The 14,598-nt window shown below is 59.9% G+C and carries 13 protein-coding genes and 1 pseudogene; 5 read left to right on the top strand and 9 right to left on the bottom strand.

Annotated elements, in window-relative coordinates:
* Positions 1-404 precede the first annotated feature (404 nt).
* The 8 genes from AB4N84_RS03715 to AB4N84_RS03680 form a co-directional block, all read right to left on the bottom strand.
* Complete coding sequence (locus AB4N84_RS03715) at positions 405-896, bottom strand: Lrp/AsnC family transcriptional regulator (RefSeq protein ID WP_074752595.1); 492 nt, start codon at positions 894-896, stop codon at positions 405-407.
* Positions 897-934: 38 nt separating this feature from the next.
* Positions 935-1,621 carry an HAD family hydrolase gene (locus AB4N84_RS03710; protein ID WP_074752863.1) on the bottom strand — a complete coding sequence of 229 codons (687 nt, stop codon included), beginning with the start codon at positions 1,619-1,621 and terminating at the stop codon, positions 935-937.
* An 89-nt stretch (positions 1,622-1,710) separates the two neighbouring features.
* The gene (gene gabT, locus AB4N84_RS03705; RefSeq protein WP_074752594.1) at positions 1,711-3,000 is read right to left on the bottom strand and encodes a 4-aminobutyrate--2-oxoglutarate transaminase; all 1,290 of its coding nucleotides are present in this window, start codon (positions 2,998-3,000) and stop codon (positions 1,711-1,713) included.
* 215 nt (positions 3,001-3,215) lie between these two features.
* A complete protein-coding gene (locus AB4N84_RS03700; RefSeq protein ID WP_460045295.1) occupies positions 3,216-4,304 on the bottom strand; it encodes an ABC transporter ATP-binding protein in 1,089 nt (362 codons plus the stop codon).
* Positions 4,305-4,575: 271 nt separating this feature from the next.
* Complete coding sequence (locus AB4N84_RS03695; protein ID WP_460045294.1) at positions 4,576-6,036, bottom strand: NAD-dependent succinate-semialdehyde dehydrogenase; 1,461 nt, start codon at positions 6,034-6,036, stop codon at positions 4,576-4,578.
* Between the two features lie 250 nt (positions 6,037-6,286).
* Positions 6,287-7,084, bottom strand: coding sequence for an ABC transporter permease (locus tag AB4N84_RS03690; RefSeq protein WP_460045293.1), 798 nt, complete (start codon positions 7,082-7,084; stop codon positions 6,287-6,289).
* On the bottom strand, positions 7,085-8,011 hold the full coding sequence (locus tag AB4N84_RS03685) for an ABC transporter permease (RefSeq protein ID WP_460045291.1): 927 nt from the start codon (positions 8,009-8,011) through the stop codon (positions 7,085-7,087).
* Between the two features lie 11 nt (positions 8,012-8,022).
* Entirely contained in the window at positions 8,023-9,075 is a 1,053-nt protein-coding gene (locus AB4N84_RS03680; protein ID WP_460045290.1) for an ABC transporter substrate-binding protein, read from the bottom strand.
* Between the two features lie 393 nt (positions 9,076-9,468).
* Between AB4N84_RS03680 and AB4N84_RS03675 the strand changes: the two genes are divergently transcribed.
* The 5 genes and pseudogenes from AB4N84_RS03675 (at position 9,469) to AB4N84_RS03655 (ending at position 12,710) form a co-directional block, all read left to right on the top strand.
* Positions 9,469-10,263, top strand: coding sequence for an FKBP-type peptidyl-prolyl cis-trans isomerase (locus tag AB4N84_RS03675; protein WP_074752588.1), 795 nt, complete (start codon positions 9,469-9,471; stop codon positions 10,261-10,263).
* A gap of 413 nt (positions 10,264-10,676) precedes the next feature.
* Positions 10,677-11,126 carry a YkvA family protein gene (locus AB4N84_RS03670; RefSeq protein WP_074752587.1) on the top strand — a complete coding sequence of 150 codons (450 nt, stop codon included), beginning with the start codon at positions 10,677-10,679 and terminating at the stop codon, positions 11,124-11,126.
* Between the two features lie 142 nt (positions 11,127-11,268).
* Positions 11,269-11,619, top strand: a complete 351-nt coding sequence (locus tag AB4N84_RS03665; RefSeq protein ID WP_460045289.1) for a helix-turn-helix domain-containing protein — start codon at positions 11,269-11,271, stop codon at positions 11,617-11,619.
* Positions 11,616-11,990: a hypothetical protein gene (locus tag AB4N84_RS03660; protein WP_460045288.1), complete on the top strand. Its 375-nt coding sequence runs from the start codon at positions 11,616-11,618 to the stop codon at positions 11,988-11,990. Before AB4N84_RS03665 ends, AB4N84_RS03660 begins: the two co-directional genes overlap by 4 nt.
* Positions 11,991-12,253: 263 nt before the next feature.
* Positions 12,254-12,710: pseudogene (locus AB4N84_RS03655) on the top strand (REP-associated tyrosine transposase).
* A gap of 89 nt (positions 12,711-12,799) precedes the next feature.
* Here the strand turns inward: AB4N84_RS03655 and AB4N84_RS03650 are convergent.
* Complete coding sequence (locus tag AB4N84_RS03650) at positions 12,800-14,593, bottom strand: bifunctional diguanylate cyclase/phosphodiesterase (RefSeq protein ID WP_460045287.1); 1,794 nt, start codon at positions 14,591-14,593, stop codon at positions 12,800-12,802.
* Positions 14,594-14,598: the final 5 nt, after the last annotated feature.

Below are 14,598 nucleotides of genomic sequence, written 5' to 3'. Positions count from 1 at the left end.
GCCGCAGACCGTAGGAGCGTGGCTAGTCCCGCGATCTGCCGCGGAGCGGCAGCAAAGTCAGGCGACCCGGTTGTATCACGCACTCCGCATGCACCGGTTTTGCTGCCGGTTCCCGGCAGATCGCGGGACAAGCCACGCTCCTACGCCCTGCGGGCAGAAGCGGGGCAAGCGCGCTCTTACGCCCTGCGGGAAGAAGCGGGACAAGCCACGCTCCTACGCTCTGCGGGCAGAAGCGGGGTCGCCAGAGACGCCGGATTGCGATCTGACGGTATGCCGCCTACGGTTGATTCTGGCCGGAGGCCGTGGGAGCAAGCTTGCTCTGGGCCGCACTCGGACGATCTGGCGCGAAGCGGCAGCAAAGTCAGGCGGCTCGGCAGTACCTGACCCTGCGCTTGCATCAGCCTTCAAACCGCCCTGACCAGACTCCTCAACGGCACGGTGCTCTTGACCACGGGCGACTTGATCACGATGTAGCTGAAGTATTTTTCGATGCCGATGTTCTTGTCCAGGATCGACTCCATCAGCTCCTGATAATGCTGAATGCTGCTGCACAGGAATCGCACCAGGTAGTCATAACCGCCGCTGATCAGATGGCACTCCAGCACCTCATCGATGTTACGGATGCTCGACTCGAACTTCACGAAGTCGGCGCGCTTGTGATCTGACAGGGTCATTTCAGTGAAAACCGTCACGGAGTTGGCAAACTTGGCCAGATTGACGTGGGCTTCGTAGCCACTGATATAGCCCGCAGATTCGAGACGTTTGACGCGCTGCAGGCAGGGACTGGGCGACAGGCCGACGGCCTCGGCGAGGCTGACGTTGGTCATGCGCCCGTCTTTCTGCAACTGCACCAGAATGTTGATATCGATACGATCGAGCTTGGTTGCAGCGTCCATTGATCAGTCCTCGCAATGTCAAATCCGGGCCGTCGGTCTCAGGCGTGCAATGCCATTTGATGGGCATGTGCAAGGTCAGCGAGGCTGGCGTATTCACAGCGCTTGCCATCCATTGCCTGAGGCGAATGGTTCCACGGCAGGTTATGGCCGCGGCGTAGCGTGCACACCGGAAAGTCCACCCGATCGGTCCACGGGTCGTCGGCTTCCGTACTGCGCACCGGTAACAACGCTGAACGCTCCAGGCCCAGGCGGTGCAGCTCGCTTTCAAGGCTGCGGTGCCAGTCGTCGTCGCAGGGTTCGATGATTGCATCGAATTCGACCGGCAGACGACGGCTGAGGGCTGTCACATCAATCCCGTGAGGTGGGGCGATCAGTATCAAACGGTAGAACTTGCTCAGGTACTGAAGGGCACCTGGAGCATCCTCGAAAATCGGCCACTGGGAGGAAGAGCTACTGAACGCCACACTTTCATCCCAGCCCGGGATGATTTGCAATTGTTGCGCCACCCGTTGGTAAAGCTGACCGTGAAAAGCCGTCGCGCTCACCGGCATCGCCCGTGCGCCAAGCTCCTCTGCCACCTGTCGATATGCGTTCAGCAATTGCGCGTCGCTGGTCACGGATTCACTTTGCACTGCCAGCGGTCGCAGGCCTTCGAGAATGCCCCGTTCACGATCAACCAGGGTGGCAAATGACAGGCCCAACGCCTTGTACTGCGTAACTCTCATGATCTGCTCCAGAGTAAGGCTTTCGCGCATCCATTAACCTTCAAGCCCAAGGCCCGACACTGCGTCACCAGATCGGGCCGACACCTCGCTCAGCAGGCGGCAGCCAATGCCTTCTCCAGCATCTGCAGCGCCTCGGTCACCTGCTCCGGCGTCGTCACCAGCGGTGCGAGGAAGCGCACGACGTTACGGTGCACACCGCACTTGATCACCAACAGACCGGCGTGGCGGGCTTCGTCGATGACCTTTTGCGCCAGCGCGGCATCAGGGGTCTGCGCCGCATCGTCAGCGACCATTTCGATGGCCTGCATGAAGCCCAGGCCACGGACATCGCCGATTCTCGGGTAGCGTTTTTGCAGGGCCTGCAAACCTTCTTTCAGTTGCGCCGCCAGTTTCTCGCCTTGTGCCAGCAGATCCTGCTCTTCGAACAGGTCGAGCACGGCCAGTGCCGCAGCACAAGCCACTGCGTTGCCGCCGTAGGTCCCGCCCAGACCGCCGGGCGTTGGAGCATCCATGATGTCTGCGCGACCGACCACGCCGGACAACGGCATACCGCCGGCCAGACTCTTGGCCACCGTGACCAGGTCAGGCTGGATGTCAGCATGCTGGAAGCCGAACATCGTGCCGGTACGCCCGAATCCTGCCTGGATTTCGTCGAGGATCAGCACGATGCCGTGTTGGGTGCAGCGTGCGCGCAGGGCTTGCAGGAAGGCCTTGGGAGCGGCCAGGAAACCGCCGTCGCCTTGAACAGGCTCGATGATGATGGCGGCCACACGGTCCGGTGCGACGTCCGTGGCGAACAGTTCATCGAGCTCGGCCAGGGCGTCGTCGCTGCTGATGCCGCGATAGGCATTCGGGTAAGTCGCGTGGTAGATCTCGGCGGGGAAGGGGCCGAAGTTCTGTTTGTAGGGTTGACTCATGCCGGTCAGCGTCACGCCGAGCAAGGTGCGTCCGTGGAAGCCTCCGCGAAAGGAAATCACCGCCGTCCGGTGGGTGTGGCCACGGGCGATTTTGACGGCATTTTCTACCGCCTCGGCCCCCGAGGTGAACAACACGCTTTTGTAGTGCGCGTCGCCGCCGATCATTTTGTTCAGCCGGGCGGCGACTTCAATGTAGTTCTCATAGGCAACCACCTGGAAACTGGCATGGGAGATCTCCCCGACCTGACGGCGCACCGCCTCAACGACTTTTGGATGATTATGACCAACGTTGAGTACGCCGATACCGCCGACGAAATCCAGATAGCGCTTGCCATCGACGTCCCACAACTCGGCGCCCTGCGCTTTTGCGGCAACGATCGGGTGAGCCGTGGCAATGCCGCGAGGCACGTGTTGCTCGCGCAGGGCCAGCAGGCGTTGGTTTTCAGTCAGTGCAGAATTCATCTCGATCTCCGTGATCGCCGAGGTTGGCGGTTGATGTGATCAGGATAAGGATTGGCCGGAACCACAAGCGCTGAACTTGGGGCGGGCAGCGCTGTGATCGACTGTTTTGAGGGGGCGTTACGAAATATTTCGCTGCGGTGACTGTTGCGGGTGAGGGGGGGACGATCGCTCCCTCGCGCAGGGATGGAGCGATCAGCAAGACACGATGACCAGCGTCAAACCCCGGCGCGCGGCACCACGATGGTGTCTTCCGGGTGCAGTCGCATCATCATCGGGGAACCAATCGGTGGCAGCGACAGGTTGCCTTCGTGGTGGCTCGGCTGGCGCAGGCTGACGGTCGGTCCCCCTTCCAGATCCACGAACACTTTCAGGCTCTCACCCTGGAACACAATGTCCGAAACACGACCGCGCAAGCGATTCCACTCGCGGCCGCAGCTGTCGTTATCCAGCAGCAGCTTTTCTGATTGCAGCGCCAGGAAGACATCCCCTGACGGCGGTATCGGGCGAGTCGTGCGCAGCGCCGTAGCGCCCAACGTCAGACCGTTGTCGGCGCCACGTTGCAGTGGCACCAGCGTGCTTTCACCGATGAAGCTGGCCACGAAATCGTTGGCCGGATGATCGTGCAGACGACGGGGCGTATCGACCTGCACCAGCTCACCGCCGCGCATGATCGCGATGCGGTCGCTCATGGTCAGGGCTTCGCGTTGATCGTGGGTCACGTAGATCATGGTCGCGCCCAGCCGCTTGTGCAGGGCACGCAGTTCGATCTGCATGATCTCGCGCAATTGCTTGTCCAGTGCCGACAGAGGTTCATCCATCAGGATAAGTTTGGGCTCGAAGACGATCGCACGGGCCAGGGCCACGCGCTGGCGCTGGCCGCCCGAGAGCGCCGCGATATTGCGGTCTTCGTAGCCCGACAGCTCAACGGTCGCCAAGGCGCTCTTGACCCTGTCCCGGCTCTTGCTCGCGCTTTCGCCACGCGCGCGCAGCGGGAAGGCCACGTTTTCGCCGACGGTCATGTGCGGGAACAACGCGTAGTTCTGAAACACCACGCCGATTTCGCGCTTGTGCGGCGGCATCAAGGTGACGTCGCGTTCACCGAAGAAAATGCTCCCGGAGCTGACCCGGATAAACCCGCCGAGAATACTCAACAGCGTGGTCTTGCCGGACCCCGAAGGCCCCAGCAAGGACATGAATTCCCCGGCTTCCACCTTGAGATCCACATTGTTCAGCGCCTTGAGGTTGCCGTAGTGTTTGCACACCTTGTTCACGCTGACCGATTCAAAACCTTCAGTGAAATTCATTAAGCGTCCTCCTCTGCAGAGCCGGGGGTTACCCGTACCGTCTGCTAGTCATCTGAACACAGGCCCAAGCCTGGTTCGTGCCGTTTTGGGGCGTCGGACCGACAGGATCTGCTGTCCGACATAGCCGATATCTCACGCTTGTTCCAAGCGTGCTTGTCTGGGTTACATCGCGACGATGGCAGCGTGTCAGTGAATAAAATGTGCCTGAGACACCGCAATCGCGGGCAAGCGCGCTCCTACAGGTATGCGGTGCTTAAGAGAAGGGCATCCATTAACCCAACCCGCCGATGTGCCAGGCCTTCACTTCAAGGAACTCATCCAGCCCGTACTTGGAACCTTCGCGACCGGTGCCCGATTGCTTCATGCCACCGAAGGGCGCGACTTCCATTGAAATGATCCCGGTGTTCAACCCGACCATGCCGAATTCCAGGCGTTCGCCGACGCGCCAGGCGCGGCGCATGTCCTGGGTGAAGTAGTAAGCGCCGAGCCCGTAAGGCGTGGCGTTGGCCAGGGCCAGTGCCTCGTTTTCGTCCTTGAAGCGGAACAACGGCGCGACGGGGCCGAAGGTTTCTTCGGTGGCCAGCAGCATGTCGGCGTTGGCGTCGCGCAACACGGTGGGCTGCACGTAAAGCCCTTCGCCCTGAGGGACTCCGCCAATCGCGAGGGTGGCGCCTTTTTCCAGCGCATCGTTGACGTGCCGGGCCACTTTGTCGACGGCTGCCGCGTTGATCAGCGGGCCGATGGTGACGCCGCTTTCCAGGCCGTCACCCACTTTCAACTCGGCCACTGCAGCGCTCAGGCGCTCGGCGAAACGGTCGTAAATACCGTCCTGCACCAGAATCCGGTTGGCGCAGACGCAGGTCTGTCCGGCGTTGCGGAACTTGCTCTGCATGACACCGGCGATGGCCAGATCCAGGTCGGCATCGTCGAACACGATGAAAGGGGCATTGCCGCCCAGCTCAAGGCTCAGACGCTTGATGGTCGCCGCGCACTGGCTCATCAGCAGTTGACCGATGCGGGTAGAGCCAGTGAACGACAGCTTGCGCACGACGGGGTTGGCGGTCATCTCGCCGCCGACACCTGCGGGCATGCCGGTCAGTACGTTGAACACGCCCGCTGGGATACCCGCGCGCTCGGCGAGGACGGCCAGCGCGAGGGCCGACAGCGGTGTCATGTCCGAGGGTTTGACCAGCACGGTGCAGCCTGCTGCCAGCGCCGGCGCGCATTTGCGGGTGATCATCGCGTTGGGGAAGTTCCACGGCGTGATCGCCGCGACCACACCGATCGGTTGCTTGAGCACCAGAATGCGTCGATCGGCAGCCGGCGCCGGAATGGTGTCGCCATAGATGCGTCTGGCCTCTTCGGCGAACCATTTGACGAAACTCGCGCCGTAGGCGATTTCACCGCGAGACTCGGCCAGCGGCTTTCCCTGTTCGGCGGTCATGATCAGTGCCAGGTCTTCCTGGTTTTCCATGATCAGGGCGAACCAGGTCTCCAGGTAACGCGCACGTTCTGCCGCCGGCACTTCACGCCATGACGCGAATCGCGCTTCGGCGGCTTCGATGGCGCGGCGGGTTTCGCTTGCCTGAAGCGCCGGAACGCGCGCGATGACACTGCCGTCGGCGGGGTTGGTCACGTCGAGGGTCGCGCCGTCATCGGCCTCGATCCAGGCGCCGTTGGCATAGGCGCGCTCGACAAGCAGGGAAGGGTCACGCAGTTGGCTTTTCAACATGATCGGGGGCCTTGAGGGTGCGAACGATGGCTTCATTGTAAAAACGCTCGCCCAGTGGCCGATGCCGAGATCAAGGGTTGGGCGGGTGATTGATGCTGAATTGCGAGAATTGACGGCAGGCTGTGCTGGGGCCGAAACACGACGGCCCTTGTAGGCGCGCGCGTGCCCGCGATTGCGGCGTGTCAGCGAGAAAAAGATTGACTGACACACCGCGATCGCGGGCACGCGCGCTCCTACAGTCGCGAGGGTCTCAACCCTGCTTGTTGCGCCCGGCAATCACCACCAGGATCAACGACGCCAGGATCAGGATCGAACTGATGGCCGCGATGGTCGGGTCGATCTCGTCGCGCAGGGCCGTGAACATGCGCTTGGTCAGGGTCTGGTTGTCGCCGCCGGAGATGAACAGGGCCACCACGGTTTCATCCAGGGAGGTGATGAAGGCAAACAGCGTGGCCGAGACCACGCTCGGTTTGATCTGCGGCAGGGTCACGGCCAGGAACGCCCGAAAGCGGTTCATGCCCAGGCTGCGGGCAACCATTTCCTGAGACATGTCGAAGTTACGCAACCCCGCCAGCAGCGCAATGATCACGTAAGGCAGCGCCAGCATGATGTGCGCCAGCACCAGCCCGGTCATGGTGCTGATCAGACCTACGCGTGCGTAAACGAAGAACACTCCCGCCGCGATAAGGATGATGGGGACCATCATCGGCAGCAGCAGAATAATCTGCAGCGTGCGCACGATCTTCAGGCTCGAATTGTTGATGGCGTACGCTGCGGCCATGCCGATCGGCAGGCTGATTACCATGGTGAAAAACGCGGTGATCAGACTGACGCGTGCGGCCGACATCCACTCCACACTGTTGAAGAACGCTTCGTACCAGTGGAATGACCACTGCTTGGGCGGGAACTGCAAGAAGCGCGCTTCGGAAAACGACATCGGGACGACGATCAGCACGGGGATGATCAGGTACAACAGGATCGCGGCCACCACCACCGTGAACAGCAGGTGCGAGAGTTTGAGGTGACGCAGGTTGGCAAGCAGGTTCATTTAGCGCGCTCCCAGAATGCGTTCGATGGGGATGAAGCGGTTGATGCCCCAGAAGATCAGGAACACCACGAACAGCAGCACCAGGCCGACTGCGCTGGCCGCGCCCCAGGCGTGGTAAAGCTCGACGTTGCGTTGCACCAGCATCGACACCAGGATCGTGCGACCACCGCCCAGCAGTTCAGGGGTGATGAAAAAGCCCAGGCAGATCACGAACACCAGAATGGAACCCGCCATGATCCCCGGGGCGGCCATCGGCAAAAACACCCGGCGGAAGGTATAGAAGGGTTTGGCGCCCAGACTCTCCGAAGCCTGCATCAGGTCTTGCGGAATCTTCTTCATGACCGAATACAGCGGCAGGACCATGAAAGGCAGCATCACATGCAACGTGCCGATCACGGTGCCGGTGGTGTTGTGCATCAGGTTGAGCGGCTGATCGATGATGCCCAGGTCAATCAGTGTCTGGTTGACCAGGCCGCGACGCTGCAGCAGCACCAGCCAGGCGTAAGAGCGCACCAGCACGCTGGTCCAGAACGGCAAGATCACGCAGATCAACACCAGATTGGCCCAGAAGCCATGAAGTCGCGACGCGGCGTAGGCAATGGGAAAGCCCATGAAGATGGACAGAATCGTGACCAGGAAACTGATCTTGAAGGTCAGCGCAAACGTGTCCCAGTAGATCGTCTCCTGAAAAATCCTGGCGTAGTTGGCCAGGGAAAATCCCTCTTCGGTCTGAACGGATTGAAACGCCAGCCAGCACAGCGGCATGATCAGCAGAACCACCACCATCACCAGCGCCGGCGTGAGCAGCAACAGCATCGAGGTGTTTTCCCTGCGCTCCTCACGTGCCAGCGCGTGTTCGCTGGTCAACGGCGGCGCAAGCGGATCGCTGGAGTCAGGCAGGGATTTGGCGAGATATGCATTGGACATAGGTCCTCCCATTACTTTTTCTGAACGAAGGACAGCCAGCGCTCTTCGGCTTTGACGCCCGCATCCGACGCCCACCATTGGGCGGAAAGCAGCGCCTGGCGCGACAGGTTTTCCGGAGCCGACGGCAGCTTGGCTTCACGCTCGGCCGGTATCACGCCGGTCTTGAAAGCTTCCGGATTCAGCGGGCCGTAATCGATGATCATCGGCAGCGCGGCCTGCAGCTTTGCGTCGATGGCTTCATTGACGAATTTCATCGCAGCCGCCTTGTGCGGGGTGCCTTTGAGCACGCACAGCGAGTTGGTTTCCAGTACGCCCTGATTGTAATCGAACGCCACTGGCGCGCCTGCGGCCTGTACCGCACTGATGCGACCGTTCCAGGCCTGGATCATGTCCACTTCCCCGTCGCTGATCAGTTTTGCGGACTGGCCACCCGATGTCCACCAGGTCGCGATGTCCGGTTTGATTTGCTCAAGCTTGCGGAAGGCCCGGTCGACGTCCAGCGGATAGAGTTTATCGGCGGGCACGCCGTCGGCCATCAGCGCTATCTCCAGCGTAGGGCGAGGCAGGTTACGCAGCGAGCGTTGGCCGGGGTATTTTTTCGTATCCCAGAAATCGGCCCAGGTCTTGGGCGCTTCCTTGCCTTTGAACGCATCGGTGCGATAGGCAAGCACGGTGGAATAGCTGATGTAGCCGACGCTGTAGTCATCTTTCAGATTGGCGGGCAACTGTGCGGCGTTAGGGATCAGGCTCGGGTCGAGTTTTTCGAACAGACCTTCGGCCTCACCGCGAATGCAGTCACCGGTGGGCAGGTCCACCACATCCCACGTGACCTTGCCGCTTTCGACCTGAGTTTTGATGACGGGGTATGCCTTGGGCGAGCTGTCTTGCTTGAGCGTCAGCCCCAGTCGTTTTGCCGCGGGTTCCAGGATCGCCTTGCTCTGGGCTTCTTGATAGGCGCCACCCTGGGACACGAATGTGATGTCTTCGGCAAACGCCTGAGAGGTGCCACCGATCAGCAGCGCCAGGCTCGCCAGTCTGAAAACTTTGCTACGCGTTTTATTCATGTGAAGACTCCGGATGGTTGGCAGATTTCATAAGCGAGCTGGAGGTTTTGTTATCGGTCGCTCTGCGGGACCATGCTCACTTAATGTACTGGCTTGTCCATGCGCGAAGAGGGCATAAATGCGCGGCTGAAAAGTGCTTTATTGCGAAATAGTGAACCGTGACGGCATCTCCTGCGTTTACCGCGGCCGGACGATTCCTGCGCCCGAAATGCTTTTTTCTGACAGTGGCCTGAACCAAAACTGAACGGTTTTCTCGATGGAACAAGAAAACCTTTGGTTACCTGAACTTATCTGCCTTTTCCCCCTCTCATGCCGGTAGCCATTGATCGCGGCGGCCTGATAAGCTCGCGGCTTTACTCGTTTGCCCTATTGGCGCATGAACAAGGAAACAGGATGAAACAGCATCGGTTGGCAGCGGCGATTGCCCTGGTCGGTCTGGTACTCGCGGGCTGCGATAAGCAAGCCAGCACAGTAGAGCTGAAAACCCCGGCACAAAAAGCCTCTTACGGCATCGGCTTGAACATGGGCAAAAGCCTGGCTCAAGAGGGCATGGACGATCTGGATTCCAAAGCCGTAGCGCTGGGTATCGAAGACGCCGTCGGCAAGAAAGAGCAGAAGCTCAAAGACGAAGAGCTGGTCGCAGCCTTCGGCGAGCTGCAGAAGCGTGCTGAAGAGCGCATGGCCAAAATGAGCGAAGAGTCGGCAGCTGCTGGCAAGAAATTCCTCGAAGAAAACGGCAAGCGCAAGGAAGTCACCACCACCGCTTCCGGCCTGCAATACGAAATCATCAAGAAGGCTGACGGTCCGGTACCCAAGCCTACTGACGTCGTGACCGTTCACTACGAAGGCAAGCTGACTGACGGCAAAGTGTTCGACAGTTCGGTTGAGCGCGGTAGCCCGATCGATCTGCCGGTCAGCGGTGTCATCCCGGGTTGGGTGGAAGGCCTGCAACTGATGCACGTCGGCGAGAAGATCAAGCTCTACATTCCTAGCGAACTGGCTTACGGCGCGCAAAGCCCAAGCCCGATGATTCCGGCCAACTCGGTGCTGGTATTCGATCTGGAACTGCTGGGTATCAAGGACCCGGCTGCTGCAGGTAACGACGCCGCTGGCGGCGCTGCCGGCGCGGACGAGGAAGAAGACGCTGCACCGGCTCCAGAACCTGCGAAGCCTGCAGCCAAGAAGTAATCGACACCTCGATTGCCGCTTGTACGAAATGCCCCGTCTAGACGGGGCATTTTCATTTTTGTCGAAAAGAAATCGAACCGGGCAGGGTGGCTAGAGTCCCAATACCGTTGGCGGACCGGGCAAATGTCGAGATTTTTTGTCGATACGCAGAGTCTTAAAGCAAGGCTCGATAGCCTCGACATCCACCCAAGTCAACGGTTTTTACGTTTGGTGATATGAGTAAAAAACGCGCGATTTAAGCAAAACCCCTATGGCACGGGCGCTCCAGCGCCGAATAGCGGGTCTGTTCACAAGGTTATCCACAATTTGTGTGGATAACCTTGTTTGCGTGAGGCTCCCTGTTTGGATGAGGGGTCTTCCCACCGTAGCGATTGACCGTCAGGTCGATTTTTATCGATATCGCTGGAGTGAATATGAAAGCACCCTGGAACTTCATTCGTTACCTGCCCATGGCCAAGCGGCTGATGGCGGCAGGCCGGTTGCCCGCTTTGTTGTTCGCTGTGGCGGGCAAGGCTGCCAGTGAAGGCAACCGGTTAGGAAAGCTCAAGGACGATCTGAAACTGCTTCAGGCGCTCTGTCTGGCCTACTGGCGGGGCGAGTATCGCGCCATCAGTGGCAAGGCAATCTTGTCGGTGGTAGCGGGGCTGATGTATTTCCTCAGTCCGCTGGATGCGATTCCCGACTGGATACCCGGTCTGGGCATGCTCGATGACATCGCCGTTCTGGCTTGGGTAATGAAAAACCTCGAGGCCGAGCTCAATGCGTTCCGTGCTTGGCGTGCGCGTCAGAACCCCGAGAAACTGGCGGTGGTCGAGCGGTTGCCGCCAACACCGAGGTTGCTGGAGCAAGAAAAGAAAGATTGATCCAAAAAACCTTCGGAAAAAGTCGCATCTGAGAAAGCCGTGTCGATCAGGTGCACGCAAGTTCTGCCCATCCACTGTTAAGATGCCGCCAATACAAAGAAAAAGACTACAAGAAACGGTTTTTTGTCCTACAGGGGGTGGTATGGATCTTCAGGTTATTTCTCGCGATGGAGAGCCGGAATACGCGGTGCTGCCTTGGGCGCAGTATCAGGCGTTGTTGCAGGCGGCTGGCGGCGTCCAGTCGCAGAATCCCGCTTGCGTTGCTCAGCCTGTCGATTCAGCCGCTTCTGCTTCCAACGACTATCCCTCTTTTGATCAGTTAGGCCCGCTGCGTCAGGCCAAGGGGCTTGAGCTGGCGCAACTTGCTCGCGCAGTGGGTATCAGTCCTTCGTACCTGGCGTTGATCGAGAACGGCACGCGCCAGCCGGACGCGGCTATTCGACGAAGCCTGGCCTGGGAGTTAGGCGTCCCTGGCTGGCGAGGTGAGCCGTGAGCGTGCGCATCAGCCGTCAGCATTGGGACGCGCTGTTGGCTGAGCTGGATCTGGCGCGTCGGCAACGTCATCTGGTGACTTACCGCGCGCTCCTGGAACGCCTGCAACTCCCCACTCCGGCCATGCAAACCCTGACCGCGGCCCTTGAACACTTGGCCGCCCTCGACGCGCGCGTCGAACAACCGTTGCGCAGTTCGCTGGTCATCAGCCAGGGCGCCAGCCGCCTGCCACGCACCGGCTTCTTCGAATGCGCCGAACGCCTCGGACGTTTTTCAGGCCCCTCCGACGGCGTCGCCGCAGCGTCGTGGCATGCCTCTGAAGTGGTCCGCGTGTTCGAGTTCGAGTACCCGGAAGAGGCGAAGCCGGAGTAAATCTTAAGTCGTTCACTGCCCGTAACTGCGAAATCGTGTCAGTCCAGCTGCATCGATGTTGGCTGACACACCGCGTTCGCCAGCAAGCCGGCTCCTACAGGCATCCGGCGTCAGGGACCATGAAGATACGCCGACACGATGGGTTTAACCGCCGCGATCGGGCGAGCACGGCGGGGCATTCACATCCTGAAGCAGATCGTTAACACCAGTTTGAACTCGCCGCTGTACGCTTTTTGTCTTCTCATCCGACAAAGAGCAAGCGAATGACAGAGATCTACCATGGCGCTCAACTTCGCAGCGGTCGTTACTCTCAAAACGACCAGATCTATCTGATAACCGCCGTCACTTATAACCGTGAACCGTTCTTTAATGATCTAAGAGCGGGGCGGTTGTTGGTGCATCAATTTCGTCAGGCGCAATTGGACTGCTGGGTAGAGTCATTAGCCTGGGTCGTGATGCCGGATCATTTTCACTGGCTAATTGACCTTAGACACAGCGACCTTTCTACCCTGGCATTGGCAACCAAATCCCGTGCGGCCCGCAACATCAATGCGCACCTGAAACGATCAGGCCAATTCTGGCAAAGAGGCTCATGATCGGGCTCTTAGACGAGAAGAAGATGTACTGACGGTCGCTCGCTATATCCTTGCCAATCCGTTACGCGCGGGGCTGGTCAGGCGGGTTCATGACTACTCTTTGTGGGATGCAATCTGGGTTTGAATAAGGCAGCAGTCTGTAGGAGCCGGCTTGCTGGCGAATGCGGTGGCGCTGGAACGTATAGGGTGTCTGACACCGCGCGACGATGGGGATCAACTCCCCGAAATCGCCTGATTCAACGCAGCCATCACTTCCACCGCCAGCGTGTCGATCACATGCACGCTGGCGCCGATTACGTCTTTGGCGTGGTGTTTGGCCTGTGAGGCGAGTTCGGCCAGTTGGCTGGCGTCCAGGCTGCTGCAGACCTCTGGGTGCAGGTGCACCACGCCGATCGACAACGACAGCAGCGCAAATTCCTGGCGTTGACCCTGGCGGTTGAGGGCGACGAAGCAGCCCGCTTCCAGATGCTCGGCGCGGTAGAAGCGTCGGCATTGGTTCTGAAAATCTTCCAGCAGCAGGTTCAAACGTTTGCGCCAGTCGTCTGAGCCCAGCACCATCAGGAAATCGTCGCCCCCGATATGGCCGACGAAGTCGCGGCTGGGATCGATGCGGTCGTTCAGGCATTGCGCCAGGCACAACAACACTTCATCGCCCCGGCCGTAACCGTAGATGTCGTTGAAGGGTTTGAAGCTGTCGATGTCGACGTAGCAGATCATCGACTCGCGGCCCTGTTGCAGCAGGCGCGTCAGGCACTGCTGGATCGGCACGTTGCCCGGCAGCAGGGTCAGTGGATTGGCGTAGCGGGCTTGTTGGATCTTCAGCTCGGTGATCAGCTTGAGAACGTCGATCACCCGGCCCAGCCCCAGATACACGCCGTGCTGCATGATGATGAAATCTTCTTCGATGCGTTGCCGCGCGCGGCTGGTGATCAATCGGCTGACCTGTTGCAACGACTGGCTCAATTCCACCGCAAGGAAGTCGTCGCTCATCAGCCGGCTGATGGGCTTGCGCGCGTAGATCTCGGTCGCGAACGGCTGCAGGAGAACGTCCGACAAGGTGTGCCGGTGGACGATGCCGATCGGGTGCTGTTGGTCATCCAGCACCGCCAGAGAATTAAGGTTCGCCTGCTTGCGAAAGGCTTCCAGCACTGCGGCGGTCGGCGTGGTTTGCTGCACCGCGGGCACCGAGTTGAGGAGTGCGCTCAGGTCGCTGCCTTCTTCAGTCAGCACCACCGCCGTGGGGTCGATCTTGGGCAGCAGCGCACGGGCATCGCGCGGCGGGTGTTCTTGCGGGCGGCACAGCAAATAGCCCTGGACCAGCTCGACGCCCATGTCGATCAGCACCGCCAGCTCTTCTTGCAGCTCGATGCCCTCGGCGATGACCAGTGCCCGCGAGGCTTTGGCCATCTGCAACATGGAGCCGACGAATTCGCGCTTCACGGCATCCTGATGAATGCCGTCGATGAAGTGGCGATCGATCTTGACGTAGTCCGGACGCAATTCGGACCACAGCCGCAGGCTCGAGTAGCCGGCGCCCAGGTCATCCAGCGCAATCGAAAACCCCATGTCGCGGTAGTGGTAAAGCGCGTTGTACAGCAAGCCAAAATCATCGGTGGGCGTCTGCTCAGTGAGTTCGATCACCACTTGGCTCGGCGGAATGCCATAGCGCTGTAAAAGCTGAAGCGTGCGCCCCGGTGGGTGCGAAGGCTCCAGAAGCGATTCGGGCGAGATGTTCAGGAACAGTTTGCCTTCCAGCTTCTGCTCGCTGAAGCGACGACAGGCGGACTCGCGACAGGCCAGTTCCAGTTCGCTCAGGCGACCGGCCTGGCGGGCCACGGCAAACAGACTGACAGGGGAGTGCAGCGCGCTGTTGGACGGACCTCGGGTCAAGGCTTCGTAGCCGAGAATACGACGGTCTGACAGCGACACAATCGGTTGGAACAGACTGGACAAGTCGCGGTGAGTCAGAATCGCACTCAATGCGCTCAGCTGTTCGGTCACGGTCATGGCAA

Source organism: Pseudomonas sp. S2_H01, assembly GCF_054668305.1.
The sequence above is the reverse complement of the archived record's forward strand: the minus strand, read 5'-3'. Positions and strand labels throughout refer to the sequence as shown.

Coding starts and splice junctions, on each gene's coding strand:
- AB4N84_RS03715 (WP_074752595.1), bottom strand. CDS start 896: ATGGACGCTGCAACCAAGCTCGATCGTATCGATATCAACATTCTGGTG.
- AB4N84_RS03710 (WP_074752863.1), bottom strand. CDS start 1,621: ATGAGAGTTACGCAGTACAAGGCGTTGGGCCTGTCATTTGCCACCCTG.
- gabT (WP_074752594.1), bottom strand. CDS start 3,000: ATGAATTCTGCACTGACTGAAAACCAACGCCTGCTGGCCCTGCGCGAG.
- AB4N84_RS03700 (WP_460045295.1), bottom strand. CDS start 4,304: ATGAATTTCACTGAAGGTTTTGAATCGGTCAGCGTGAACAAGGTGTGC.
- AB4N84_RS03695 (WP_460045294.1), bottom strand. CDS start 6,036: ATGTTGAAAAGCCAACTGCGTGACCCTTCCCTGCTTGTCGAGCGCGCC.
- AB4N84_RS03690 (WP_460045293.1), bottom strand. CDS start 7,084: ATGAACCTGCTTGCCAACCTGCGTCACCTCAAACTCTCGCACCTGCTG.
- AB4N84_RS03685 (WP_460045291.1), bottom strand. CDS start 8,011: ATGTCCAATGCATATCTCGCCAAATCCCTGCCTGACTCCAGCGATCCG.
- AB4N84_RS03680 (WP_460045290.1), bottom strand. CDS start 9,075: ATGAATAAAACGCGTAGCAAAGTTTTCAGACTGGCGAGCCTGGCGCTG.
- AB4N84_RS03675 (WP_074752588.1), top strand. CDS start 9,469: ATGAAACAGCATCGGTTGGCAGCGGCGATTGCCCTGGTCGGTCTGGTA.
- AB4N84_RS03670 (WP_074752587.1), top strand. CDS start 10,677: ATGAAAGCACCCTGGAACTTCATTCGTTACCTGCCCATGGCCAAGCGG.
- AB4N84_RS03665 (WP_460045289.1), top strand. CDS start 11,269: ATGGATCTTCAGGTTATTTCTCGCGATGGAGAGCCGGAATACGCGGTG.
- AB4N84_RS03650 (WP_460045287.1), bottom strand. CDS start 14,593: ATGACCGTGACCGAACAGCTGAGCGCATTGAGTGCGATTCTGACTCAC.